General features: G+C 64.9%; 22 protein-coding genes. 9 read left to right on the forward strand and 13 right to left on the reverse strand.

Translation table 11 applies throughout. The features are described from left to right. Positions 1-133: 133 nt before the first annotated feature. The 5 genes from GGI48_RS27325 to GGI48_RS27345 all read left to right on the forward strand — a co-directional run bounded on the left by GGI48_RS27325 (position 134) and on the right by GGI48_RS27345 (position 5,170). Positions 134-1,246 (forward strand): tartrate dehydrogenase, encoded by a 1,113-nt coding sequence (locus GGI48_RS27325; RefSeq protein ID WP_179600980.1) that lies wholly within the window; start codon positions 134-136, stop codon positions 1,244-1,246. A 5-nt stretch (positions 1,247-1,251) separates the two neighbouring features. Then, positions 1,252-2,700 (forward strand): aldehyde dehydrogenase family protein, encoded by a 1,449-nt coding sequence (locus GGI48_RS27330; protein ID WP_179600982.1) that lies wholly within the window; start codon positions 1,252-1,254, stop codon positions 2,698-2,700. Between the two features lie 45 nt (positions 2,701-2,745). After that, positions 2,746-3,504 carry an SDR family oxidoreductase gene (locus GGI48_RS27335; protein WP_179600984.1) on the forward strand — a complete coding sequence of 253 codons (759 nt, stop codon included), beginning with the start codon at positions 2,746-2,748 and terminating at the stop codon, positions 3,502-3,504. A 54-nt stretch (positions 3,505-3,558) separates the two neighbouring features. Beyond that, positions 3,559-4,533, forward strand: a complete 975-nt coding sequence (locus GGI48_RS27340; RefSeq protein WP_016967595.1) for a cyclase family protein — start codon at positions 3,559-3,561, stop codon at positions 4,531-4,533. Between the two features lie 106 nt (positions 4,534-4,639). Next, the gene (locus GGI48_RS27345; RefSeq protein WP_016967596.1) at positions 4,640-5,170 is read left to right on the forward strand and encodes a hypothetical protein; all 531 of its coding nucleotides are present in this window, start codon (positions 4,640-4,642) and stop codon (positions 5,168-5,170) included. Here GGI48_RS27345 and GGI48_RS27350 read toward each other — a convergent pair. Beyond that, positions 5,163-5,735: a LuxR C-terminal-related transcriptional regulator gene (locus tag GGI48_RS27350; RefSeq protein WP_016967597.1), complete on the reverse strand. Its 573-nt coding sequence runs from the start codon at positions 5,733-5,735 to the stop codon at positions 5,163-5,165. The two genes, GGI48_RS27345 and GGI48_RS27350, sit on opposite strands and share 8 nt — an antisense overlap. Positions 5,736-5,880: 145 nt before the next feature. On the opposite strand from GGI48_RS27350, the gene GGI48_RS27355 reads away from it, so the two are divergent. From GGI48_RS27355 to GGI48_RS27365, 3 genes are read left to right on the forward strand one after another with little or no spacing between them, the layout of a single operon-like run. Then, a complete protein-coding gene (locus tag GGI48_RS27355) occupies positions 5,881-7,059 on the forward strand; it encodes an acetyl-CoA acetyltransferase (protein WP_047305016.1) in 1,179 nt (392 codons plus the stop codon). Between the two features lie 2 nt (positions 7,060-7,061). Next, positions 7,062-8,603, forward strand: coding sequence for a class I adenylate-forming enzyme family protein (locus GGI48_RS27360; RefSeq protein ID WP_179600986.1), 1,542 nt, complete (start codon positions 7,062-7,064; stop codon positions 8,601-8,603). Positions 8,604-8,645: 42 nt separating this feature from the next. Continuing rightward, a complete protein-coding gene (locus GGI48_RS27365; RefSeq protein ID WP_179600988.1) occupies positions 8,646-9,983 on the forward strand; it encodes an MFS transporter in 1,338 nt (445 codons plus the stop codon). A gap of 50 nt (positions 9,984-10,033) precedes the next feature. Here GGI48_RS27365 and GGI48_RS27370 read toward each other — a convergent pair whose 3' ends face one another. The 12 genes from GGI48_RS27370 to GGI48_RS27425 all read right to left on the reverse strand — a co-directional run bounded on the left by GGI48_RS27370 (position 10,034) and on the right by GGI48_RS27425 (position 24,055). Next, a complete protein-coding gene (locus tag GGI48_RS27370; RefSeq protein WP_179600990.1) occupies positions 10,034-11,380 on the reverse strand; it encodes a cation:proton antiporter in 1,347 nt (448 codons plus the stop codon). 9 nt (positions 11,381-11,389) lie between these two features. Continuing rightward, entirely contained in the window at positions 11,390-12,901 is a 1,512-nt protein-coding gene (locus tag GGI48_RS27375) for an amidase (RefSeq protein ID WP_179600992.1), read from the reverse strand. Beyond that, positions 12,901-14,568, reverse strand: a complete 1,668-nt coding sequence (locus GGI48_RS27380) for an NAD(P)/FAD-dependent oxidoreductase (protein ID WP_042941194.1) — start codon at positions 14,566-14,568, stop codon at positions 12,901-12,903. The genes GGI48_RS27375 and GGI48_RS27380 overlap by 1 nt, the downstream gene beginning before the upstream one ends. A gap of 66 nt (positions 14,569-14,634) precedes the next feature. After that, positions 14,635-15,276 carry a peroxiredoxin-like family protein gene (locus tag GGI48_RS27385; RefSeq protein ID WP_016965410.1) on the reverse strand — a complete coding sequence of 214 codons (642 nt, stop codon included), beginning with the start codon at positions 15,274-15,276 and terminating at the stop codon, positions 14,635-14,637. Between the two features lie 15 nt (positions 15,277-15,291). Further along, positions 15,292-16,056, reverse strand: a complete 765-nt coding sequence (locus GGI48_RS27390; RefSeq protein WP_179600994.1) for a DNA alkylation repair protein — start codon at positions 16,054-16,056, stop codon at positions 15,292-15,294. Continuing rightward, positions 16,049-17,692, reverse strand: coding sequence for an FAD-binding oxidoreductase (locus GGI48_RS27395; protein ID WP_179600996.1), 1,644 nt, complete (start codon positions 17,690-17,692; stop codon positions 16,049-16,051). Before GGI48_RS27395 ends, GGI48_RS27390 begins: the two co-directional genes overlap by 8 nt. Further along, entirely contained in the window at positions 17,682-18,464 is a 783-nt protein-coding gene (locus GGI48_RS27400) for a class I SAM-dependent methyltransferase (RefSeq protein WP_016965572.1), read from the reverse strand. Before GGI48_RS27400 ends, GGI48_RS27395 begins: the two co-directional genes overlap by 11 nt. Positions 18,465-18,599: 135 nt before the next feature. Beyond that, positions 18,600-19,529, reverse strand: a complete 930-nt coding sequence (locus tag GGI48_RS27405; protein ID WP_179600998.1) for a GNAT family N-acetyltransferase — start codon at positions 19,527-19,529, stop codon at positions 18,600-18,602. Positions 19,530-19,570: 41 nt separating this feature from the next. Then, on the reverse strand, positions 19,571-20,083 hold the full coding sequence (locus GGI48_RS27410) for a MarR family winged helix-turn-helix transcriptional regulator (protein WP_042941230.1): 513 nt from the start codon (positions 20,081-20,083) through the stop codon (positions 19,571-19,573). Between the two features lie 261 nt (positions 20,084-20,344). Then, positions 20,345-21,748: an amino acid permease gene (locus GGI48_RS27415; RefSeq protein WP_179601000.1), complete on the reverse strand. Its 1,404-nt coding sequence runs from the start codon at positions 21,746-21,748 to the stop codon at positions 20,345-20,347. 158 nt (positions 21,749-21,906) lie between these two features. Continuing rightward, a complete protein-coding gene (locus GGI48_RS27420) occupies positions 21,907-22,968 on the reverse strand; it encodes an ornithine cyclodeaminase (protein ID WP_179601002.1) in 1,062 nt (353 codons plus the stop codon). 58 nt (positions 22,969-23,026) lie between these two features. Then, entirely contained in the window at positions 23,027-24,055 is a 1,029-nt protein-coding gene (locus GGI48_RS27425) for a histone deacetylase family protein (RefSeq protein ID WP_177435133.1), read from the reverse strand. A 133-nt stretch (positions 24,056-24,188) separates the two neighbouring features. On the opposite strand from GGI48_RS27425, the gene GGI48_RS27430 reads away from it, so the two are divergent. Continuing rightward, complete coding sequence (locus GGI48_RS27430; protein ID WP_181957009.1) at positions 24,189-24,677, forward strand: Lrp/AsnC family transcriptional regulator; 489 nt, start codon at positions 24,189-24,191, stop codon at positions 24,675-24,677. Positions 24,678-24,718: the final 41 nt, after the last annotated feature.

Raw genomic sequence — 24,718 nt, forward strand, 5'->3', positions numbered from 1 at the left:
GCGTCTTCGAATTTTGCGAAGGCGGTTTCCACAATGAGCAATTCCCCTGGGCGCTTCCCCGTGCCCAGAATGGGCTCGCCCGTGCGCTTGACCTGCCTCCATAAGAACAACACGTCAGACCAGGAGAGACGGCTTGTCCAGGACCAATCCCGCTGTAAAAGCTCCCCATCGCATCGCGGTGATCGCCGGTGACGGCATCGGCCGCGAGGTGGTTCCCGAAGGCTTGCGCGTGCTGGAAGCCGTCAGCCGGCGCTTCGGCATCGCCTTGCAGTTCGATCATTTCAACTGGTGCAGCGAGCACTACCAGGCCCACGGCAGCATGATGCCCGCCGACTGGTCCGAGCAGATCGGCGACCACGAGGCGATCTTCTTCGGCGCCGTGGGCGCGCCGGACATCGTGCCCGACCATATTGCGGTGTGGGATTCGCTGCTGAAGATCCGCCGCCAGTTCGACCAGTACGTGAACATCCGTCCGGTGCGGCTGATGCCCGGTGTGCCGTGCCCGCTGGCCGGGCGGATGCCCGGCGACATCGATTTCATCGTGGTCCGGGAAAACACCGAGGGCGAGTATTCCAGCGTCGGCGGGCGCATGTGGGAGGGCACCCCGCGGGAGATCGCCCTGCAGGAGTCGGTATTTTCCCGTCACGGTGTCGACCGGGTGGTGAAGTACGCCTTCGAGCTGGCCAGCCGCCGGCCCCGGCGCAATCTGGTGGCGGCCACCAAGTCCAACGGCATCGCCATCACCATGCCGTTCTGGGACGAGCGGGTGGAGCAGATCGCCAAGGCCTATCCCCAGGTCGACACGCGCAAGTTCCACATCGACATTCTCTGCGCGCACTTCGTCCAGCACCCGGACTGGTTCGATGTGGTGGTGGCCTCCAATCTGTTCGGCGACATCCTTTCCGACCTGGGCCCGGCCTGTACCGGGACCATCGGCATCGCGCCCTCGGCCAACCTCAATCCCGAGCGCCTGTATCCGTCATTGTTTGAACCGGTGCACGGTTCGGCGCCGGACATTGCCGGGCTGGGCGTGGCCAACCCCATCGGCCAGATCTGGTCGGCGGCGCTGATGATCGAGCACCTGGGGCAGGGCGATGAGCTTTACCAGCGGGCCGCGGCGGCGATTGTCGAGAGCATCGAGACGGTGCTCGCCGAAGGCCCGCGCACCCGGGAAATGGGCGGCAATGCCAGCACCGTGGACGTCGGGCGGGCGATTGCCGAGTGTCTGGCAGGCAACAGGAGCTGATGAAAATGAGCCTCGAACACTACATCGACAACCAATGGCAAGCCTCGTCCTGGGCCGAGGACATTCCGGTACTCGACCCCAGCACCGGCATCGCCTACGCGCGGATCGCCCGCGGCACCGCCGAGGACATCGACCTGGCGGTGCAGGCCGCGCAGCGCGCCCTGGGCGACAACTTCGACGGGCCCTGGGGCGGCCTGTCGGCCCTGGAGCGCGGGCGCCTGCTGGCGCGCCTGGGCCAGGCGGTGCTGGAGCACCACGAAGAGCTGGCGCAGATCGAGGCCCGGGACACCGGCAAGGCGCTGAAGGTGGCCCGCGCCGATGCCACGGCCCTGGCGCGCTATTTCGAGTACTACGCCGGGGCCGCCGACAAGCTGCATGGCGAGACCTTGCCCTATCAGGCCGGCTATACCGTGCTCACGGTGCGCGAGCCCCATGGCGTCACCGGGCACATCATTCCCTGGAACTACCCGATGCAGATCTTCGGCCGCAGCGTCGGCGCCGCTTTGGCGGCGGGCAATGCCTGTGTGGTCAAGCCCGCCGAGGACGCCAGCCTGTCGCTGCTGCGCCTGGCGGAACTGGCGGCCCAGGTGGGTTTTCCGGCGGGCACGATCAACGTGGTCAGCGGCTACGGCCACGAAGCCGGCGCGGCGCTGTGCGCCCATCCTGGCGTCGCGCATATCTCCTTCACCGGCTCCACTGGCACCGGCGCCCTGGTGGCCAAGGCCGCCGCCGAACGGCATTGCCCGGTGACCCTGGAACTGGGGGGCAAGTCGCCGCAGATCGTGTTTGCCGACGCCGATGTGGAGCGCGCGCTGCCGGTGCTGATCAACGCCATCGTGCAGAACTGCGGGCAGACCTGTTCCGCCGGCAGCCGCCTGCTGGTGCAGCGCAGCCTCTACGAACCGCTGCTTGAGCGCCTGGCCCAGTGCTTCGGCCAACTGCGCGCCGGGCCCTCGGAGCTGGACCTGGACATGGGCCCGCTGATCAACCAGAAGCAGCTGCGTCAGGTGCGCGAGTTTGTCCGCGAAGCCGAGGCCGCCGGCATCCCGGTGGCGGCCCGCGGGCAGGTGGTGGCCGAGGCCGGCAGTGGCGGCTATTTCCAGGAGGCGGTGCTGTTTCGCGATGTGCCGCCAGACAGCCGTCTGGCCCGGGAGGAGGTGTTCGGCCCGGTGCTGGCGGTGCTGCCCTTCGAGGACGAAGCCGAGGCCATCCGCCTGGCCAACGACAGCGCCTTCGGCCTGGTGGCCGGGGTCTGGACCCGGGACGGTGCGCGCCAGCTGCGCATGGCCCACAAGCTGCGCTGCGGCCAGGTGTTCATCAACAACTACGGCGCCGGCGGCGGCGTCGAACTGCCCTTCGGCGGGGTCAAGGCCAGTGGTTATGGCCGCGAGAAGGGCTTCGAGGCCCTGCTGGGTTTCACCACCTTGAAGACCATAGCCATTCGTCACGACTGACGGCCGCTGCGGCGGTCCATAACAACAAAAACAGGAGTCACTTCCATGCGTCTAGCCAACAAGACTGCCATCGTCACCGGCGCCGGTTCCGGCTTTGGCGAGGGTATCGCCAAGACCTTCGCCCAGCAGGGCGCCAACGTCATCGTCGCCGACATCAACACCACGGGCGGCCAGCGGGTGGTGGAGGAGATCCGCGCCGCCGGCGGGCAGGCCCACTTCGTCGAGGTCAACGTGGCCCAGGACGCCAGCGTCGGCGCCTTGCTGCGTGACACCCTGGAGCAGTACGGCGGCCTCGACATCGTGGTCAACAACGCCGGCACCACCCACCGCAACCGACCGATGCTGGAAGTCGACGAGGCCGAGTTCGACCGGGTGTTCGCGGTCAACGTCAAAAGCATCTTCCTCAGCGCCAAGCACTTCGTGCCGCATTTCCGTGGCCAGGGTGGCGGGGTGTTCATCAACATCGCCTCCACGGCGGCGATCCGTCCGCGTCCGGGGTTGGTCTGGTACAACGGCAGCAAGGGCGCGGTGGTGGTGATGAGCAAGACCATGGCCGCCGAGCTGGGGCCGGACAATATCCGCGTCAACTGCGTCAACCCGGTGGTCGGTGCCACGGCGCTGCTCAGCGAGTTCATGGGCGTGCCGGACACCCCGGAAAACCGCCAGAAATTCATGGCCACCATTCCCCTGGGGCGCTTCTCCACCCCGCAGGATGTAGCCAACGCCTGCCTGTACCTGGCCTCCGATGAGGCGGCCTTTATCACCGGCACCTGCCTGGAAGTGGATGGTGGACGTTGCGTGTGATGACCTGTAGAAACCTGTTGGCCAGATCTGAACCAGCTACGGAGTGCAGTCGACATGTGTGGGATCGATAACGACAAGAATCACCCCAATACCCAGCAGCTTCTTGAAGGCCTGCCGAAGAACTGGGGCAAATGGGGTCCGGACGACGAGGTCGGCGCCCTCAATTATCTGCAACAGGCCGAGGTGCTGCGTGGCGTCGCCGCGGTGCGCCAGGGCAAGACCTTCACCCTGCAGGTGCAGATCGGCCACCCCGGCGGCGACCCGATGTGGCCGGCGCGCAACCCTTCGATGCGCTTCAACACCCTGGACCGCAGCCACTATCAGGCCGGCAAGCAACCTTCGATGACCGGCGGCGCCGAGTACTGCGACGACGTGATCTTCATGCAGTTGCAGGGCTCGACCCAGTACGACGCCCTGGGCCATGCCTGGTACGACAACCAGCTATGGAACGGCTACGACGCCAGCAGCACGGTGGGCGGCATGGCCAAGGCCAGCGTGCTGCCGATTGCCGAGCGCGGCGTGGTGGGCCGCGCGGTGCTGATCGACATGGCCCGCCATCGCGGCAAGAAATACCTGGGTCGCGGCGAGACCTTCAACCACCTGGACCTGCTGGCCGCGGCCAAGGCCCAGGGCGTGGCCATCGAGAAGCGCGACATCCTGATCATCCGCACCGGCTCCATGGGCGCCTTCTACGAGTACGGCAAGACCGAGTTCTTCAAGGACCTGGTGGAGCCCGGGCTGACCTACAGCCGCGAACTGGTGGACTGGTTCAACCAGATGGAAATCCCCAACCTGGTCACCGACACCATCGCCAACGAAGTGATCACCGACCCGGTGTCCGGGGTGCAGATCCCGCTGCACTGCGCGCTGATGCGCAACCTGGGGATCGCCTTCACCGAGATCGTGCTGCTCGAAGACCTGGCCGAGGATTGCGCCGCCGACGGCCAGTGGACCTTCCTCTACACCGCCGCGCCGTTGAAGATCGTCGGTGGCAGCGGGGCGCCGGTGAACCCCATCGTCATCAAGTAACCGTCGCCGGGTCATGCCGACCGGCATGCCGCGGCACTGGCGGGCCGCAGGTCATGGGGTTACCCTGCGGCTCTTTTTTCGAGACCGATATGGACCTTCGCCTCCCGTGACCGATACCTGCCCGCCCAACTGCGCGCACTGCGCCGAATACCCCGACCACCAGAGCGCCCACCAGGCTGTGGTCGAAGCCCTGCAAGTGATGGGCGCCCATCCCGAGGCCAGCGAAGACGAGATCGTGCAGATGCTCCAGGCGCGAGGCTACTCGGCCATCGTCGCCGAGAAGCTCAACGCCTTCGTGCCCTCGGCCCTGAGCTGGCCGCTGCTCAAGCGCCTGGGAGTGGAGACCTTCGTCGGGCACTTCATCGCCTACGACGACAATGACCAGGAGGTGCAGATCCCGGTTTCCAGCCAGCACTATTTCACCGCCGCCTTGATGCTGGCCTACAACACGCTCGAAGACGGTTGGAGCGAGGAGTTGCCCCACAGCACCTTTGTCAGCGTGACGCAACACAGCGCCGAGATGAACGCCGCGAATAAGCTGCTGAACCAGGGTGGCAGCCTGGAAGGTGGGACGATCGGGCCCCTGCAGTTGCTGCGGCTGAGCGCCAGCGAGGTGCTGGGGCAAGCGTCTAGCTGATGTAGATGATCTTCGACACCAGCTCGGCGCTGTTCTTGGCCTGCAGCTTCTTCATCAGGCGCGCGCGGTGCACCTCCACCGTGCGGTGGGAGATCGCCAGCTTGCGCGCCACTTCCTTGCAGGTCAGGCCGTTGACGATGTGCAGCGAGATCTCGCGCTCGCGTGGGGTCAGGCGCACCGTCGGCGCCAATTGCCGGTCCAGGCGTTCGAAGTGCCAGATCATCAGCCCGAACGGGTCGTCCGGGGTCAGCGAGAAGCCGTGGGCCCGGGCCCAGAACACCTCGCCGTTGCGGTGCTGCATAAAGCGCTCGTCGGTGTAGGACGCGCCCTGGCCGTTGCGCAGCCAGTGTTCGCTGCGTTCGCCAATGCTCTGGTAATCGGCCTGGGACGGGTACAGCAACAGGGTCAGGTGATCCAGCAGTTGCTCGCGCTCATAGCCGAACAGGCGCAGGAAGGCCTGGTTGCAGTCGAGCATGCGCCGATGCCCGGTGATCAACTGCGGTGCGGGGGAAACCTGGAAGGCCAGGCGCTCTAGGTCCTGGAGCTGCTGGGCATATACGGTCATGGGGCATCCTGCCTCGTGGAAGTCGTTGCGCCGCTCTGGCAAGCCGGGCACTACTTACTGGTGTACGTAGTTGCCCTAACTAGCGTCTGATTGTGGCGCTCGCCATTGTAGGGAACGTCCGCTTCAAGCACAGAAGAAAATCACCATGAATCATGCTTCCGTATCCATTGTCGCTGCCGCCCACACATCCTTCGGTCGCCTCCAGGGTGTGACCCTGGAGGACCTGATTGTCCAGGTCACCCGCGAGGCCCTGGCGGATGCCGCGATCGATGCCGCCGAGATCGACGCGCTGTTTCTCGGGCACTTCAACTCGGGCCTGGTGCCAGACGGTTTTCCCGCCTCGCTGATGCTCCAGGCCGACCCGCAATTGCGTTTCAAACCGGCCACCCGTTGCGAAAACGCCTGCGCCTCGGGCTCGGCGGCGATCCTCGCGGGGGTCAATGCGATCCGCAGTGGCGCCGCGGAACTGGTGCTGGTGGTGGGCGCGGAAAAGATGACCGGCAACTCCACCGCCGAAGTGACCCAGGCCCTGGCCGGTGCCGGTTACCAGAACGATCCGCAGGAGGCCGGCCTGAGCTTTGCCCAGCTGTTTGCCCGGGTCGCCCAGCAGTACACCGAGCGCTATCACAGCCCGCTGGCCTCGATGGCGGCGATTGCGGTGAAGAACCATGCCAATGCCATGGCCAACCCCCTGGCGCAGATGCACCGGCCGATGGACTTCGAGCATTGCAACCAGGTGTCCCAGAGCAATCCGCTGATCGCGCCGTCGCTGCGCCTCACCGACTGTTCGCTGATCAGTGACGGCGCGGCGGCGATTGTCCTGGCTTCGCCGCAGCGCGCGCGTTCGTTCCGCCGCGAAGTGGCGATCCGCGCCCTGAGCCAGGTCAATGACCTGCTGCCGATGGCCAGCCGCGACATCCTGGCCTTTGACGGCCCGCAGCGGGCCATCCACGGCGCCTTGCGCGAGGCCGGGGTGAGCCTGGGCGACATGAGCTTTGCCGAGGTCCACGACTGTTTCACCATCGCCGAGTTGCTGATCTATGAAGCCATGGGCCTGGCGCCCAAGGGCGAAGGCCATCGGGCCCTTGACGAGGGCATCGTGCGCCCCGGCGGGCGTTTGCCGGTCAACCTCTCCGGCGGGCTCAAGGCCAAGGGCCACCCGGTGGGCGCCACCGGCGTGTCGATGCATGCCCTGGGTTTTCGCCAATTGATCGGCGAGCCGATTGGCCTGGGCGTGCCCCGGGCCGAGTTCGGCTTGCTGTTCAACATGGGCGGCATGGCCGTGGCCAACTACGCCTCGGTCCTGCAAGCGCTCAGGGCCTGAACATGAACATTGCCCACTGGTTGCTGGACGCGGCCCAACGCTGGCCGCAGCGCCCGGCGCTGTTCGAGGGCTGCCGCCAGGTGGCCGACTACCAGGGCTTCGCCGCGCGGGTCCGGGCCCGTGCCCTGCACCTGCGGCATGAGCACGGCATCGCCGCCGGGGACCGGGTGGCCTTGCTGCTGAAGAACAGCTGCGCCTACCTGGAACTGCTCTACGCCATCTGGTGGAGCGGGGCGGTGGCGGTGCCGGTCAACAGCAAGCTGCATCCGCGGGAAGCGGCCTGGATCGTCGGTAACTCCGGGGCCCGGCTGATCTTCACCGACGGTGGCCGGACCTTCGAGCTGCCGGACTTGCCCGCCGATTGCCGCGAGCTGCCCGCCGCAGTCATGCCGGCGCCGGCGGGCGTCGCGGACACCGAACTGCGCGAGCCCTGGCCGTGCGCCGACCACGAGCTGGCCTGGCTGTTCTACACCTCGGGCACCACCGGCCGTTCCAAGGGCGTGATGCTGTCCCACGGCAACCTGATCGCCATGTCGCTGTGCTACCCGCTGGATGTCGACCCGGTGCAGGCCGGCGATGCGCTGGTGTATGCCGCGCCGATGTCCCACGGCGCCGGGCTGTACAACTTCATTCACGTGCGCTGTGGTGCCCGGCACGTGGTGCCTGAGTCCCGGGGGTTCGATGCGCCCGAGCTGTTCGGGCTGGCGCAGCAACTGGGGCAGGTCAGCCTGTTTGCCGCGCCGACCATGGTCAAGCGCATGGTCGAGCAGGCCCGGCAGCAAGGCTATGACGGCACGGGCATCAAGACCATCGTCTACGGCGGGGCACCGATGTACCAGGCGGACCTGGCCCAGGCCCTGGACACCTTCGGCCCGCGGCTGGTGCAAATCTACGGCCAGGGCGAGTGCCCGATGAGCATCAGCGCGTTGTCCCGGGAACTGATCGCCGAGCGCCAGGACCCGGACTGGCCGGCTCTGGCAGCGTCAGTCGGGCGCCCGCAGGCCTGTGTCGAGGTGCGCATCCTCGATGCCCAGGGACAAGCCCTGCCAGCCGGCGAGCCCGGGGAAATCGCCGTGCGCGGCGCCCCGGTGATGCAAGGCTACTGGGACAATCCGGCCGCCACCCGAGCGACCCTGGTGGACGGCTGGTTGCTCACCGGCGATATCGGTTTTCTCGATAGCCGCGGTTTGCTGACCCTGACCGACCGCTCCAAGGATGTGATCATTTCCGGCGGCAGCAACATCTACCCGCGGGAAGTGGAGGAGGTGCTGATGCAGCATCCCGGGGTGTTCGAGGTGTGCGTGGTGGGCGAGGCGGATGCCGAATGGGGCGAGTCGGTGGTGGCCTTCGTGGTTGCGCGCGACCCCGACAGCCTCGACCCGCAGGTGCTCAACCAGTGGTTCGTGACGCGCATGGCGTCGTTCAAGAAACCGCGCAAATACCTGTTTTGCGCCGAGCTGCCGAAGAACAGCTACGGCAAGATTCTCAAGACCCGCTTGCGTCAGTGGCTGCAGGACCCGACAGGGACCATTGCCGAGCGCTGACGCACTTTCCCATGGACCGCAGTACGACAGGAGTCTCCCAACATGGACGTGTCCTCTTGCAACCCCCAGCGCCAGCGGCGCCGGGCCTTTATCGGCGCCACTTCCGGCCACTTGATCGAGTGGTACGACTACGGCGTCTACGGCTTTCTGGCGGTGTACATCGGCCAGGCGTTCTTCGTCTCCGATGACCCCACCAGCAGCCTGCTGGCGAGTTTCGCGGCCTTTGCCCTGAGCTTTTTCATCCGCCCCCTGGGCGGCCTGTTCTTCGGCCCGTTGGCGGACCGCATCGGCCGGCGCCAGACCCTGATCACCGTGCTGGTGCTGATGGCCGGCTCGACCTTCCTCCTGGGCCTGTTGCCAACCTACGCCAGCATCGGCATCGCCGCGCCGATCCTCCTGGTGCTGATCCGCTGTGTGCAGGGGTTCTCTGCCGGTGGCGAGATCGGCACCATCACCAGCTTCATTGCCGAATACGCCGGACCCGGGCGCCGCGGCTTTGCCACTTGCTGGCTGATGGTCACCGCGGTGCTCGGCCTGTTGCTGGGCGGCGCGGTGGCCAATGGCATGACCTGGGGCCTGGGCGCGGAAGTGATGCAGGACTGGGGCTGGCGCATGCCGTTCCTGCTCGCCGGTCCTTTGGGCTTCATCTCGCTGTATATCCGCCTGAAGCTCGAAGACAGCCCGGAGTTCCTGGCCCTGGCGCAGGCCGGGCAGACCTCCAAGGCACCGCTGCGCGAAGTCTGGCAGTGGAAGCGCTCGATTGCCCTGGTGTTTTTCATCATCACCCTGCACAGCTCGATCTTTTACCTGGTGCTGACCTTCGCCTCGACCTACATGTCCAACACCCTCAAGTTCGACAGCGGCACCACCTTGCTCTACGTGTTCGTCGCCAGCCTCTCGGCGGCGCTGGTCATGCCCCTGGGCGGGGCCTTTACCGATCGCTACGGACGCAAGCCGTTCCTGATGGTGATCGGCACCCTGGCCACCCTGGCCATGTACTGGTTCTTCAAGACCGCGCCCAACGCCACCCCGGCCACGCTGTTCTGGCCGTTGATGGCGGTGGCGATCCTGTTCGGGCTCTATGCGTCGTCGACCTACGCGCTGATGAGCGAACTGCTGCCCACGCGCATCCGCTCCACCGGCATCGCCGTGGCCTACAACATTCCGGTGGCGGTGTTCGGCGGCAGCGCGCCGCTGATCTCCACCTGGCTGATCAAGCTCACCGGCGACATCACCGCGCCCTGGTACTTCTACGTGGCCACCGGCGTGGCGTCGCTGATTGCCCTGGTGGTGCTGCGCAAGGAGGACTTTGTCGCCTGCGCCTCAGAGCACCCGGCAAGGCAGCCAAACGCGGCGGTGAGCCTGCCGAGCGGGGCCTGACGCCGGAGCGGACCTGGGCGCCGCCAGGTCCGTCCAGGCTGGCGCTTGCGCTAGATCACGGGCTGGTTGGCAACTGCCGGCGCGGCCTGTCCCAGGCGCTCGCTGGCGGTCAGCAGGCGGATCAGCGGTGAGGCGATGAAGGTGCTGATGATGGCCATGATCACCAGGATGGTGAAGTACTCTTTGGGCAGCACGCCAAGGTCATAGCCGACATTGAGCACCACCAGTTCCATCAAGGCGCGGGTGTTCATGCAGACCCCGATCAGCGCCGAGTTCCTTGGGCTTTCTCCCAGCAGGCGGCTGGAGCCGTAGGCCCCGAGGAACTTGCTGGCAAAGGCCACCAGGCACACCAGGAAACAGTTGCGCAGGGCGTGACTGCCCTCCAACGAACCTACGTCGGTTCGCAGGCCCGTATAGGCGAAAAACACCGGCAGGAAGAACGCATTGACCAAGCCGCCGACCTTGGCGTTCCACTGGGCGACGAAGGGCCGGTGGGTATGCAGCGCCACGCCCATGATGAAGCCGCCAATGATCGAGAACACCCCTATCAGGTTGGTGATGACGGCGCTGGCAAACAGCACGATCAGCATCAGTGAAATACCGCGCGCCGACAGGGGCCGACGTTCCAGGTCGCCGATGATCCAGCGCAGGATCAAGGGCCGCACCTGCCACAGCACCACGATGATGAACAGCGCCAGGGCCAGCATCCTCAGGAGCGAGGTCCAGACGTTGAAGTTCGAGGCAATGATCGACGTCACGCCGCCCAGGATCAGCCAACCGCAGACATCGTCGATTGCCGCGGCGCCGATGGTCAGGGTGGCGACCCGTGATCGCGACAGGCCCAGTTCCATGAAAATGCGCCCCAGAATCGGCAGGGCGGTGATTGACAGGGCGGTGGCGAAGAACAGCTGAAAGGCCAGCAGCGGAGGTCGCTCACCGGTGATCTGCTGCCAGAAAAATTCGGCGCTGAAAAAGCCGCTGGCAAAGGGCACCAGCAAGCCCCCCAGGCTGATGAAGATGATCGAGCGCTTGCGGCCTTTGAGGTGCGCGCCAAATTCGAATTCCAGGCCCACCTGGAACATCAGCAGAATCAGCCCGACCTGAGCCGTCGCGATAAAGGCGGTAGAGGTCTGCGGCACGAAGATGCTGTGCAGCAGCTCCGGAAAGAAATACCCCAGCAAGCTTGGGCCCAGCACCAGGCCTGCAAGGATTTCACCGGCCACCGGGGTTTGCCCCAGGCAGCGCGTGCTGAGCCAGGAGATCAGCCGACTGACGGAAAAGATCACGATCAGCTGGATCAGAAACAGCAATGTCAGGTGTTCGGCCTGGGAGCCCACGGCCGATTGCCCCATGGGGGGACTGGCGGGCTGTTGGGTTGTCGCACTGGTGGTTTGCATAGAGACTTCCTATCCCTTGAAGTGTGAAAGCGCTGGCTTGAGCCAGCCACCAAACTGAGTGTCCAGAAATACCGCGGCGTCCAGCAGCAATGCGTCCTGGCCGGGGCCGGCAACCAGCTGCACGGCCACCGGGCAGCCTTGATCCAGGCGCCCCATCGGCACACTGAGGGCCGGCAGGCCCAAGGCGTTGAACAGGGCGCAGTAAGCAACGTCAAAGGGGCGCTTGAGGGCATGCCCGTGTTCCGGCGCGACGCCTGGCGTGACGGGCATCAGCAGCACGCTGTGGCCGTCGAAGAGCTCGGCGAAGGCCTGTTGCAAGTGATCGCGCTGGGCAAGAAAACGCCCCAGCCCCGGATTGCCCAGGGCGTCGCCGACACTGTCCAGCCAGGTCGCCAGCAACGGCCCCGTCGCATGTCGCGCACGTCCGGCGAGGCTGGCGCGGGCTGCCCGCCAATAGCTCAGCGGCTGCCCATCGCCCAGGTAGTCCGCCAGGCGGACCTGCGCCTCCAGCTTCAGCACCGCCAGCCAGATGAAAAACGCGTTGTGCATGCCAGGTTCCTGCCAGGCCTGCAGCGTGGCGCCCTGGCTGGCCAGGCATTGCCCTGCGTCGTTCAAGGCCCGGGAGACGGCCTCGGACACCGGGCTGCTCCATTTCATCTTGTCGGGCAGGTACAGGTGGACCCGCTTGAGACGCGCGGGCTCGGCAACGGGCACGTACCGCGAATGGATATTGCGGTCGATGCCATCGGGGCCGGCGATGATCTGCAGGATTTCGCTCAAGTCCTCGGCATGTCGGCACAGCGGGCCGGCCGCAAAATGAGCGGATACCGCCTGTGCGTTGGCTTGCTCGCGGCCACGCTCGTCCAGGGGCAAATGACCGCTCAAGGGCACCAGGCCGCGCGACGGCTTGAGCCCAAAGACCCCATTGAACGCGGCGGGAATGCGCACTGAGCCTGCGCCATCGGTGCCAAGGGCAAATGGCACGCAGGCGCTGGCCACCAGGACCGCATCGCCGCCGCTGCTGCCCCCGGCGGTGCGCGAGGCGCGATACGGATTGAGCGTGCGGCCATAGAGCAGGTTGTCGGTTTCCGGCCACAGGGCCATCTCTGCCTGGTTGCCCAGGGCCACGGGAATGCCCCCCGCGGTTATCAGGCGCTGGGCGACCGTCGCCGTCGAGGACGCCGTGACCTGCCGACGCAAGGTCGAGCCGCAGGTTTGTGGCCAGCCCGCCAGCCCCAGGCCTTCCTTGATCGAGAAGGGCACGCCGTGCAAGCGCCCCAAGGGCTGGCCGCGCAACACATCGGCCTCTGCCCGACGCGCAGCACTGCGGGCGCCGCGGTACAGTTCGACGGCGATCGGGTTGCACAGGGCCTGGACCTCTTGGCAGCGCTCGATGGACTGCTCCACCAGTTCGACCGGCGAGATTTCCTTGCGCTTGATCAGGCGCGCCAGTTGCACGGCGCTCAGCTCCAGCAACCCGGACGCGCGGCAGCCGGAGGCCGTTGGCGTCAGCGCGGACATCAACGGCGGGCCAGGTCGAGAAAGCCGCCGTCATTGCCAAACGGCGACTTCAGCAGTTCCGGCGACTCGCCATATTTGTAGAACAGCGAGGGTTTGAGCCTCAGGCTCAGGGACCGCGCCAGATCCTGCACCACGCCGCAGCTGTGGCGCAGCAACAGCTTCAAGTGCCGTGGCGTCGGCGACCACTTGACCATCTTCATCAGGCGGACCCGCAGCGCCGCCGAACGCAGGTAGTAATGCGCGGCATACAGCGGCCGGGCACGATTCTCGGCTTTGTACAGGTCGAAGTTGATGGTGCGCGAGTACAGGTTCGGCATCATCTCCGGGCTCAGGCCCGGGTTGGAGCGGCGGACTTCCTGCAGCAGGCAGGCAAAGGGCAGGGGCGAAGGCTGCAACTCCCGGGGGTAGCGCGGCAGCAGGTCGGCAAACTGCTGGGCCTGGTGCCCATCGAGGAAGTCGCCGGTCATGTACATCGGCAGCACGACGTGGAAGTAGGCCATGTTGGCGAATAGCAGGGTCCAGCCCATCATGAACGGGTCGTCCATGACCTCGTACCATTTGCTCCAGGTGTCCTGCAGTGCCAGTTGCGCCTGAATGTGAGACTCCAGGCAGTTGACATAGGCCGGGGTCAGGCTGGCATGGATGTCCTTTTCGATCATGGCCGCGATCTGCGGAATCTGCTGTGCGACATACGCCAGCCCGGCGCTGTTGGCCGGATCGAAGGTGAACGCGGCGTCGCCGAGCAGGAACCAGCCATCGGTGGAGTAGTACTGCTGGGCTTCATACATGTAGTTGTACATGGCGTGGGCATCGATCACCTGGCCGCTGGCGATGAGTTCGGTGATCACCGGATGGTCGGCCATGACCTTGTCGTTGAACTGTTCGAGGGTGCTGATCTTCTGCTCGATCATGTCCGGGCGGTAGGTGATGCCGATGCTGATCATGTCTTTGCCATCGTCGCTGCGCATCGGGATCATCCAGATCCAGTAGCCCTTTCCGTAGAAGTGATGGGTGACGTAATAGGGGTCGTAGCAGTGGTGCTTGACCTTGTGGATGTTGATGTTGGACAGCAGGGTGCGGTCGAAGTCCTTGAGGCGGAACCAGAAGGTGCTGCGCTGGTAGGTCGGCTCCTTGTGCAGCTTGAGCTTCTTGGCCATGAAGCGGTTGCGTCCGGTGGCATCGATGATCCAGTCCGCGGTCAATTGCTGGGGCGCGTCGGTGTCGCTGCGCAAGGTCAGCAGGTGAGTGGCATGCTCGCCCTGGTGCAGGTCCACCGCGCTGACGTCGGCCTCGATCAGCTGCACTTGATGCGCGTCGACGATCCGCCGCAGGTCGCGGTCAAAACTGAACCGGTTGAGGTTGTAGGCCGGCATGCGAATCACCCCCGGCGCCTCATGCACGACATAGTTGCGGCACTCCGGGTTGTTGCGCAGCTTCAGGTAATAGGTCAGGCCGTACTTGTGGTAGTGCTTTTCCTCCAGCAGGCTGCCCAGCCCCAGGCCCTTGAAGAAGTGCGTGGTCAATTCCACCGTCGACTCGCCCACCACCGGGCGCTTTCGATCCGGGCGACCGATCAGGATGACCTCGACTCCGGGGAGGCGTTTCTTGAAGTACAGGGCAGCCAGGTGACCGGCGACGCCGGCCCCCATGATAGCGATACGTTTCATTGGCTCAGTCCGTGAACAAATAGGCAGGGCCGAAGGCGCGACGGCCTTCGGCGGAGGTTGATCGGTTTAGCGGCCAACGGCCTCGAGCAGGGTTTGCGGTTCGACGCGCTCTGAGTAGTCGACATTGACAAAGGCGTGGCGAATCACCCCGTCCTGGCCAATCACAAAGGCGCTGGCCATTGGCAGTGTCAAGGCATCCGAGCCGTTGAAGACCTTCAAGTCGGCGCCCAGGGAGCGGTAGACCGCGTCCAGTTCATCCTCAAGCTTGAAGACAATGCCGTACTGCTTGGCCAGGCGGTTTTCCGCGTCGCTGAGCAGCAAGTAGCGAATGCCCAGTGCTTCACGGGTCTTGGCCGAGGATTGCGGTGTCTGCGCCGATACCGCGACCAGTGTGGCGCCGGAGGCCGCCAGGTCGCCGACCATCTGCTGGTAGGCGCTCAAGGCCAGGTTGCAGAACGGGCACCACAGGCCGCGGTAGAACACCAGCACCAGGGGGCCCTTGTCGAGCAAGCGGCGCAGGTCGACATCCTGGCCATCCGGGTCCTTGAGTACCGCCAGAGGCGCCTTGTCCTGGGCTTTCAGGGCTTTCGCGGCCAGGCCACTGTCGACCAGCGACTGCAGTGATGCGCCGAATTTGTGCAGGATCTCGCCCGGCAGTTGTTCGGCCATCTGCTGTTTGGCAGCTTGCAGTTTTTCCTTGAGAGACATGAGTAACTCCTTTTTCTAGTGAGACAGGCTTCGGGTAGCCCGGGTGTGAATCCTGTGGGAGGCCTTACAACTGGGCGGGTAGCGTTGAAACAGCTGGCGCACCCAGTCCGGGCGCGTTTTGCTGGCATCGTTGAGCCAGTTGGCGACAGAGTCCTGGGGGTATTTCTGGCTTTCAGCAAGCAGCGGGATCAGCAGCGGTTCGGCTAATTCCGGGGTGCTCTTGAGGGCGCCGATGTGCTCGCACCAGACGCCTCGGGGGCGCAGGATCTCAATGCTGAAACGGCGGATCAGCGGGTCTTCGCTGAGCGTGTATTGGCGCAGCAGGGACAGGGCTGTCGCCAGGTCCTGGCTGAGTAAGGGCCGCAAGGCGATCCAGGCCCACTCGCGCACGCCGAAGTGGCTGTCACAGGCAAAGTGCAACTGGCTGTGGATCGCGTTGGCCAGGGACTGGTTACGTTCGCGGTAGGCATTGGCGAAGGCGGCCCAACTGCGCACGGTGTCCGATGGATGGGCCTGCAACAGGCTCCAGGCCCTTTGGCGCGCGGGCGGCGCGGCGAGTTCCAGCCATTGCCCGAGAGCCAGCCCCAGGGCGGCGATTCTTTTCGAAATGCCTTGTTTCTCGGTTGCCTGGGCGGCGGCGACCAGGGCTTGCCCCAGGCTCTCGTCGAGCTGGCCGGCAATGGCCGTGGCCAGCGCGGTCTGGTCAACGGCCAGGCACTGCGCCAGGTTGCGGGTCTCGATCAATCCCTGATTGATCAGCTGGGTGGTGTCTTCACTCATGGCAGGCTACCGGCTCGGGGGTGGCAAGGGGCGCTCGGGTGTCGACAGGCAGGCAGTAGCGGCCTGGCGAGAGCAGGTGATGGGGATCCAGGGCGTGCTTGAGGCGTGCCCCCAGTTGCCAGGCGGGGTGTTCCTGGTCGGCCAGCAACGGCATGAACGCCACCGGCACGCGATAGGGCAAGATCCCCTGAGCCTTGCCCAGCTGGAACAGTTGCCGATAGCAGTCATGGGCCCGAGCGGATGCCAGAGGGTCGTTGCGTGCAAACAGCAGTGGCACGGTGCAGTCGATGGCCCGGGTCGAAAGCGTGGTCAGGGTGATCGGACACAGCATGTCCTGCGCCTGGCACTGCTCGCTCATGGCGTGTAGGAAGTCTTCGATCAACTGCTTCTTGAACGGCAGTACCGGGGCGTACCAGATCAGCCCGCAGTGGTCGCGCGCGGGGTTCAATCCTGGCCCGGGAGGCGGCTTGGCCCCTGCGCTGTAGGCCAGCGGCAGGGCGACTTCGTTGGGGCGCCCTTCCATCAGTTCAACGCCGAGCAACATCTTTTCCAGGGTCCGCTGCCAGCGCCGCGCCCAACTCCCCGGCAGCCGCTGCAACAGGCCGTGGGCCAGGCTCAACTGGCGCCGGGTCTTGAACATCGAGCGACTGGCAAACCCCTTGAGTTCGCGCCGGATCATGCGCTTGAGCGAGGGCAACTGGTCCGCGTGGCAATAGATCGAGCCGACCCCCATCCAGGCCGGCAGCCCGAGGCTGTCGGCGCTCTGGCGCAGCTGTTCGCGGGGCAGTCCGGCGATGCCCTGGCCTTCACTGGCCATGGTCAGCAGGCGAGTGCGGTTCATGAGGTTGATTCCGCCCACCTGACCCTGGGCCTGGTCGATGATGCGCCGCACACCCTCCAGCGCCGCGCCCAGCCGGGCCGGGTCCTCGATCCAGAAGTAGAACGGCTGGATGACCTGGGGTTTTCTCACCAGGGCGAGGCTCATCTGGGTCACGATGCCCAGCCCGCTCTGGCTGAACAGACCGTCCAGATAGGGGCCCACTCCCCATTTGAAGCAAGGACTGGCAGCCCCCAGCGTCAGCGGCGAGCGGTAGATCTGGCCGTCGGGCAGCACCGCTTCCAGGGCCAGCACGGCCTGGAAGTGGTCGGTCTGCGGAGTAATCCCGTAACCCCGTTCCAGAGCGTTGCCCAGCAGGCTGCAAGAGGGGCCGGCACCGGTCACCGGTGTCAGGTAGGGCAGGTCGTGTTCTTGCAGATACTGCGCCAATGCGCCTTGGGTAACGCCCGGCTCAAGGGTGACCACTGACAGTTCTTCGTCGAACGACAGGATCCGCGCCATGCCCGACAAGTCCATCACCACGCAGTGCTCCCGACCGGTAGCGGCGCAACCGTAACCCCAGTTGTGACCGGTGCTGATGGGGTGCAGGGCGATGCCGTGCTGCCGGGCAATGACCACACAGGCCGCCACTTGCTCGCTGGAGAGGGGCGCGATCACCGCCTGGGCATAGGCCGGTGAATGCATGGTGTCGTGCTGGACGTGGGCGATGCCGGCGTGATCGAGGCGAACCTGCGACGCCCCCAGCACGTTGCGCCACTGCTCCAGGGCAGCTTGCAGGCGGGGGCTTTCAGAAAGCACTGGCCAACCCTCCCAACCGCAGGAACAGGCGCAGTTGCTGTACATCGGCCTTGCGGCTGGCTGGCAGCGCGGCATAACGGCGCTTGAACTCCGGCTTCATGGTCTTGACGCAGCGCCGCTTGGGCGTGCGGATCACCATCATCAGCGGGCTCAGTGCGGTGCTGTAGACCCGGGCGCAAGGCCCCAGGTAGCTGGCCGCCAGCGTCTGGAACTCTTCCAGGGAGAAGGCCGCCAACAGCGAGTTGCGGTAGTCCAGCAGGGTTTCCTGATCGGCGCCGTCGCTGGCGCGCTGGACGAAGTAATCCACCGATTCGGTCGATTTCAGGCGTCCGAAGTCATTCAGGTAAATGGCGCGATCGTTACGCAGCACCCGGGCAATGTTCCTGAAGGTCGACTCCAGCTGTTCCAGGCTCTCCAGGTGGTGCAGGGCCATGGAGGAAATCACCACATCGACACTGCGATCGCCGATCCTGCCCAGGCGAGTCATGTCATCCTCGATCAGCTCGACGTTGTCGATACCTTGTTGCCGGATCGAATCCCGGGCGATGTCGAGCATGTTCTTCGACAAGTCGACCCCCACGAATTCGGCCCGCGGGTTGAGTCGCGCCACCTGCAGCAACAGGCTGGCGGGCCCGCAGCCGATATCCAGGACAACGTCCCCGGGCTTGATCAGCGCGCACATCTGCGCCGCGTGGTACAGGTAGGTTCCCGACAGTGCCTGACCCTGTCCGGCACTGCTGGCATAGGACTCCACGCTGGGCTGGGCCTCCATGACCAACTCCGGTTCCGGTGTGCGAGTGAACGGCTGTTTAGTGGTTATTTCTCTGTAAATCGCCCGCAGCAATCCCGTATCCATGACTCATCCTCCATGAAATGATGTGTGAAAATCGGCAGGGGAAGGGCGTGTTTACGCCAGGGCCAGCGCCCGTTTGACGCGCTTGCCCAAGTGCCTGTCATGCACCCCGCAGCGAGCCATGTGGATCAGCACGTCCTGCTCCTGCCAGCGATGCACGCGCGCATCGGCCGGCAGGCGAATCGCGTCGAAGTCGCGCTGGCAGAAAAAATCGAAGAAGTTGGTGTGCTGTCCCGCCACCGCAAATTTGACGCTGGAGGACTGGTAAACACTTCTGAAGGTGTCCTGGGCGTCTGCCAGTCCCAGTGACAAGGGCTGCGAAAGGGCGCCGTTGAGTTTGGTGTAGCGCTCCACGCGACCCATCGGCGAGAAGAACAGCACCTTGCGATAAAAGGAGCTGGCCCTGGGGTGTACGGCGATCAGCAGCTTTTCAATCCCACGGTAGTGCATTGCCCAACGGAACATCGCGTTGTAGAGCATCAGCGGCACGCCCTTGCCACGATAGTGCGTGGACACCGCCAGGGTCCCGACCTCGGCCAGGCGCTGGCCGGACAGACGCTGCAGCAGGACTTCGTTGCCGTGAACGTCCTCCATCGGCAAGCCCAGCATCGAATCTTCGATCAATGACACCGTGCCGATGATCTGCTGTTCCTTGATCGCGACGAAGGTCGTGGTGCCGGGCAGCAGGTGAAAGGCAGAAAAGCGCATGCCGGCACGGCAGACCGTGGAGATTCCCCGACGCGCATAGCTTTCATTGACCAGCCGCAGGGCCTCTTCCAGCTCGAAGAGGCTTTGTACCGGGCGAAATTCGAAGCCTTCGATGGCCAGCGGGGCGCGGGCTATGCGGGTGAGAAACAGATGGCGGTAGAGGGGGGGAGGAATGTAACGCTCCAATGAGGCCAGGCCATGCCTGAGCGTGTCGACGCCACTGTGAAGACGCGGCTTCCTGCCGAAATTGGTCATTACCTTTTGACTCTGCAACATCAGTCACCTCCATGTGTTGCTACTACCGTTGACGCCCGGTGCTAATCCCCGTCAGGAGGTTGCAGTGCCAGAGCGGGGCTTGCAGAAATGCAATAGATCGCTTCGGTCAGTGCCTGGCGTTGTTCCGCGCTCAGGCCTTCGATAATGCTGCAGATCCAATCCGTATGATCGGCAAAGACTTCGTCCACTACCTGCCTGCCTTCCGGGGTCAGGCTGATGATCAGCTTGCGTCGATCCGTCGGGTCGGGCTTGCGCCTGATGAAGCCATCGCCTTGCAGGCCATCGAGCAGTCCGGTCACGGTGCCGGTGGTGATGGACAAGCGCGTCGCGAGTTCCAGTGGCGAGAGTTTTCCGCCCGCACTCTTGAGGGTCAGCATGATCACGAAGCGCCCCTCCGAAAGGCTGTAGCGGGCAAGCCGCACAGCACAGACGCGGTTGATTGCCGCTGCGGCCGATAGCAGTTCGAAGCACAGTCTGACGCTCTCGCGAGCGTCGGGAGAAATGTTCTCCAGTGCCTGCAGCATGATGTGATGTTTGTTCTCTAAAATATTCATAAGGCGCAGTTTATCTTGGCGCCTTACTAAGTCAACGGTTAATTCTTGTACTCAATCTTGTTGATCTTAAGCTGTTGTTTTATATGGATTTAAATCTATTTTTGCAGCGTGATGAGGGGCGCGAGGAGGGCTTGAATGGTGACTTATTTGTGTCATTCATTTGGCGCCGAAAATACGCCTTTGCAGGTGGGGATGACGCTCGATCCTGGCGGGGGGCAGCAGGTAGCACCGTTCCTTGGTGCTACAGGACGCTGGTTGAGGTTATGAGCGCGCCGCTACCCACCGGCGCTTGCCGCGCCAGCCCAGCTGGTAGGCAATGCCCAGCCAGATAAACCACGCCGGCATCACGCACAGCGCCAGGCGGGTGTCCGGGCGCAGGGCCAGCAGGCACAGCACGAACAGCAGGAAGGCCAGGGCGAACCAGGCCATGGGGACGCCACCAGGCATTTTGTAGAGCGAGCGGGCGTGCAGTTGCGGGTGCTTTTTGCGGTAGGCGATGTAGGAGGCGAGGATGGTCGACCAGGTGAAGATCACCAGGATCGCCGACACCGTGGACACGATGGTGAAGGCGGTCATCACCTCGGGAACGATGTACAGCAGCAGGACCCCCAGCAGCATCAGCAAGGTGGTGAAGCTCAGGCTGATGACCGGCACGCTGTGGCTCGACAGGCGCTTGAACAGGCCAGGGGCATTGCCCTGGTCGGCCAGGCCGAAGAGCATGCGGCTGGCGGAAAACACCCCGCTGTTGGCCGAGGACGCGGCGGACGTCAGAACCACGAAGTTGACGATGCCCGCCGCCGCCGGGAAGCCGGCAATCAGGAACAGCTCGACGAACGGGCTCTTGCTCGGCGACACCTGCTGCCAGGAAGTCACGGCAATGATGCAGGCCAGGGCCAGCACGTAGAACAGGATGATTCGCAGCGGAATGGCGTTGATCGCCTTGGGCAGGGTGCTGTGCGGGTCACGGGTTTCCGCGGCGGCGGTGCCGATCAGTTCGGTGCCGGCGAAGGAGAAGATCGCCATCTGGAAGCCGGCGAAGAAGCCCAGCAGGCCATTGGGAAAGGCCGCTTGCCGGTCCAGCAGGTGGCCCAGCGAGGCGGTCACGCCGGAGGGCGAGACGAACGCGCTGGCAATCAGCACCAGGCTCACGCCGATCAGGGTGAGCACGGCAATGATCTTGATGATGGCGAACCAGAACTCCACTTCGCCGAACAGCCTCACTGTGAGCACGTTGAGGGCGAACAGGGTCAGCATCATGCCGATTGCCGGCATCCAGGCCGGCACCCCGGGGAACCAGTACTGGAAGAAGCCGCCGACCACCACCGCGTCGCCGACCACCGCCACGCTCCAGCTCAACCAGTAGGACCAGCCGAGAAAGAACGCCGCGCGCGGCCCCAGGTAGGCGCCGGCAAAGTCGGCGAAGCTCTTGAATTGCAGGTTCGACAGCAGCAGCTCGCCCATGGCGCGCATCACCAGGTACACGAACAGGCCGATGATCATGTAGATCAGGATGATCGAAGTGCCGGACATGGCGATGATCTTGCCCGAGCCCATGAACAGCCCGGTGCCGATGGCGCCACCCATGGCCATGAGCTGGATATGACGGTTATGCAGGGTGCGTTGCAGTGCAGGGCGCGCAGCGGCCCCGAGGGTATCTGGAGTCATCACAAAACCTCTTGATTTTATAGTTGTCGAGTTTTGGCAGTGAAAGGTGCTGGGGACTGCGCCCTGTGGTTGTAGGTCGGGCGGCGCAGCCGGTTCGGTTCAGGGCGCTGAACAGGGGCACGCGCGGTTGCCCTGTCCAGCGCTCGTCGGGCCGGGCCTCAGCCGCTGGCCAGCCGGCGCAGGGCGCTGGCGGCGGCTTCGGAGGCCGGGCCGATCAGTTGGAACAGGTCCTTGATGTTGGCCGGGGTCGGCACCAGGTGGATCTGCTCGCCGATCCCGTGCTCGCGCGCCAGGTCGTGCAGGTAGCGCAGCGACGAGAAGTCCTCCAGGGCGAAGCCCACCGAGTCGAACACCGTGACCTGGGCGGCGTGCTCGCGGCCCGGTTCCAGGCCCTGGGCGATGCGAAAGTATTCGGTGACCGCAAAGTCCGCCGGCAGTTGCTGGATGTCGCCCTCGATGCGGGTCTGCGGCTCGAATTCGACGATCACCCGGGCGTTGCGCAGGATCTGCGGGTGCAGCTCGGTCTTGCCCGGGCAGTCGCCGCCCACGGCGTTGAGGTGCATGCCGGGCTCGATCAGCTCGGGGGTGAGGATGGTGGCGTAGGCCTTGTCCGCGGTCACCGTGGTGACGATATCGGCGCCCTTGACCGCCTCGGCCACGGAACCTGCGATCTGTACCTTGAGGCCGGGCCAGGCCTCAAGGTTGTGCTGCAGCTTGCGCGAGGCGGCCGGGTCGAGGTCGAAGATCCGCAGCTCGTCGATGCCGAGCATGTCGTGGAAGGCGATGGCCTGGAACTCGCTCTGGGCGCCGTTGCCGATCAGCGCCATGACCTTGCTGTCTGCACGGGCCAGGGACTGCGCCACCAGGGCCGAGGTAGCGGCGGTGCGCACCGCGGTGGTCAGGGTCAGTTCGCTGAGCAGCACCGGGTAGCCGCTGTCGACGTCGGCCAGCACGCCGAAGGCCATCACCGTCAGCAACTGCCTGGCGGGGTTGCCGGGGTGGCCGTTGACGTACTTGAAGGCGTATTGCTGGCCGTCGTCGGCGGGCATCAGTTCGATGACCCCGGTGGGCGAATGGTTGGCGGTGCGCGGGGACTTTTCGAACGCCTGCCAGCGTCGGTAGTCGGCCTGGATATAGCCGGCCATTTCACGGATCGCCCGGGCGATGCCCAGGCGCGAGTACAGGGCGGCGGCCTGCTCCACATCGATAAACAAGGTCATGTTGATTTTCCTCTCGGTCGGAACGTTGAACACTGCTGGGGAGCGCGTCGGTCGCGCGTTAGCGGTTGCCATGGCCGTGCAGCACATTGACCGCGTTGATGCCGATCTCATCGACCATGTAGCCGCCTTCCATCACGAACAGCGTGGGCACGCCCACCGTGGCGATGAGCTGGCCCATGCCGAGGAAGTCCTGGCTTTCGAGGAGGAAGTGGCTGATGGGATCGTCCTTGAAGGTGTCCACCCCGAGGGACACCACCAGCAGCTCCGGCGCGAACGCCCGCAGTTGCTGGCAGGCCTGCACCAGGGCCTCGCGGTAGCGCTCCCAGGTGGTGCCCCGGGGCAGGGGCAGGTTCAGGTTGCAGCCTTCGCCGGCGCCGCTGCCGCGCTCCGAGGCGAATCCGGAAAAGTAGGGATAGGACACCGCCGGGTCGCCGTGCAGCGAGACGAACAGCACGTCGCCGCGGTCGTAGAAAATGTTCTGGGTGCCGTTGCCGTGGTGAAAGTCCACGTCCAGCACCGCCACCCGCTTGGCGCCCCGGGTGATGGCCTGCTGCGCGGCAATCGCGGCGTTGTTCAGGTAGCAGTAGCCGCCCATGTATTCCCGCGCGGCGTGATGGCCCGGCGGGCGGCACAGGGCAAAGGCGCTGTCCTGGCCTTCGTCGATCAGCGCCAGGCCGGTGAGGGCGATATCGGCGCTGGTGCGCGCCGCGTCCCAGGTACTGGCGGTGATCGGCGAGCCGGCGTCCATGGCGAAGAAGCCCAGCTGGCCGTCGATGAACTCCGGCACCTGCTGGTTGGCCAGGTCGCGCACCGGCCACACCAGGGGCAGGGCGTCGTGACGGCGGCCGGTGGCAGTCCACTGGTTCCAGGCGTTTTCCAGAAAGGCCACGTAGCGTTCGCTGTGGGCGGCGACGTAGCAGGCGCGGTCGAAGGCGCGAGGCCCGATGATCTCGCCAAGCCCCACGTGCCTGACCCGGTCACGCACCGTGTCGGCGCGGCTGGGTTGCTCGAACGAGGGCTTGAGCACCCCGTCCTTCAATTCGGTGCCGTGGTGCAGGCGGTGGGATTCGCTGAAGACGGTAAGCATGCTGAAGGCATCCATTGTTATTGTCCGGTGCAAATAGTTTGTTCCGGCATGGCGGCGATTTCTTTGCTTTGTCTTCGGATGAATCTAGAATTTTGGGTAATATTTTTCCTTTGAGTGGCTGATTGTGAAAAAAATGACTAAGCGCGTCGCCCTCGACGACACTGACCTGGCGATCCTCGCCCTCTTGCAGCAGGACGCGAGCATCTCCAATGCCGAGCTCAGCGAGCGCCTGTCCCTGAGCCTTACCCCCTGCTGGCGCCGGCGCAAGCGCATGGAAGAAGAGGGGGTGATCAAGGACTATCAGGCCAACCTCGACCGGCGCCTGCTGGGCCTGGACATCATGGCGTTTGTCCATGTGCGGTTCGCCACCCACTCCGACCAGACCCCGGACGATTTCGAGACGGTGATCATGCGTCTGCCCGAGGTCCAGGCCTGCCACAAGATCACCGGCGACGCCGACTACCTGCTGCAAGTGCTGGCCCAGGACCTAGACAGCTACAGCGACTTTGTCGAGCACGTGCTCAGGCGCCAGCCGGGCATTGCCTCGATCCAGTCGAGCCTGGCGCTGCGCGAGGTCAAGGCCACCAGCCGCCTGGCGATCCCGGCGCCGGCGGCGCGCTGAGCAGTGGGGCCGCCAGTGCGGAGCCGATGGGGTTTGGCTCG

Source organism: Pseudomonas protegens (genome assembly GCF_013407925.2).
Taxonomy (GTDB): Bacteria; Pseudomonadota; Gammaproteobacteria; order Pseudomonadales; family Pseudomonadaceae; genus Aquipseudomonas; species Aquipseudomonas fluorescens_AP.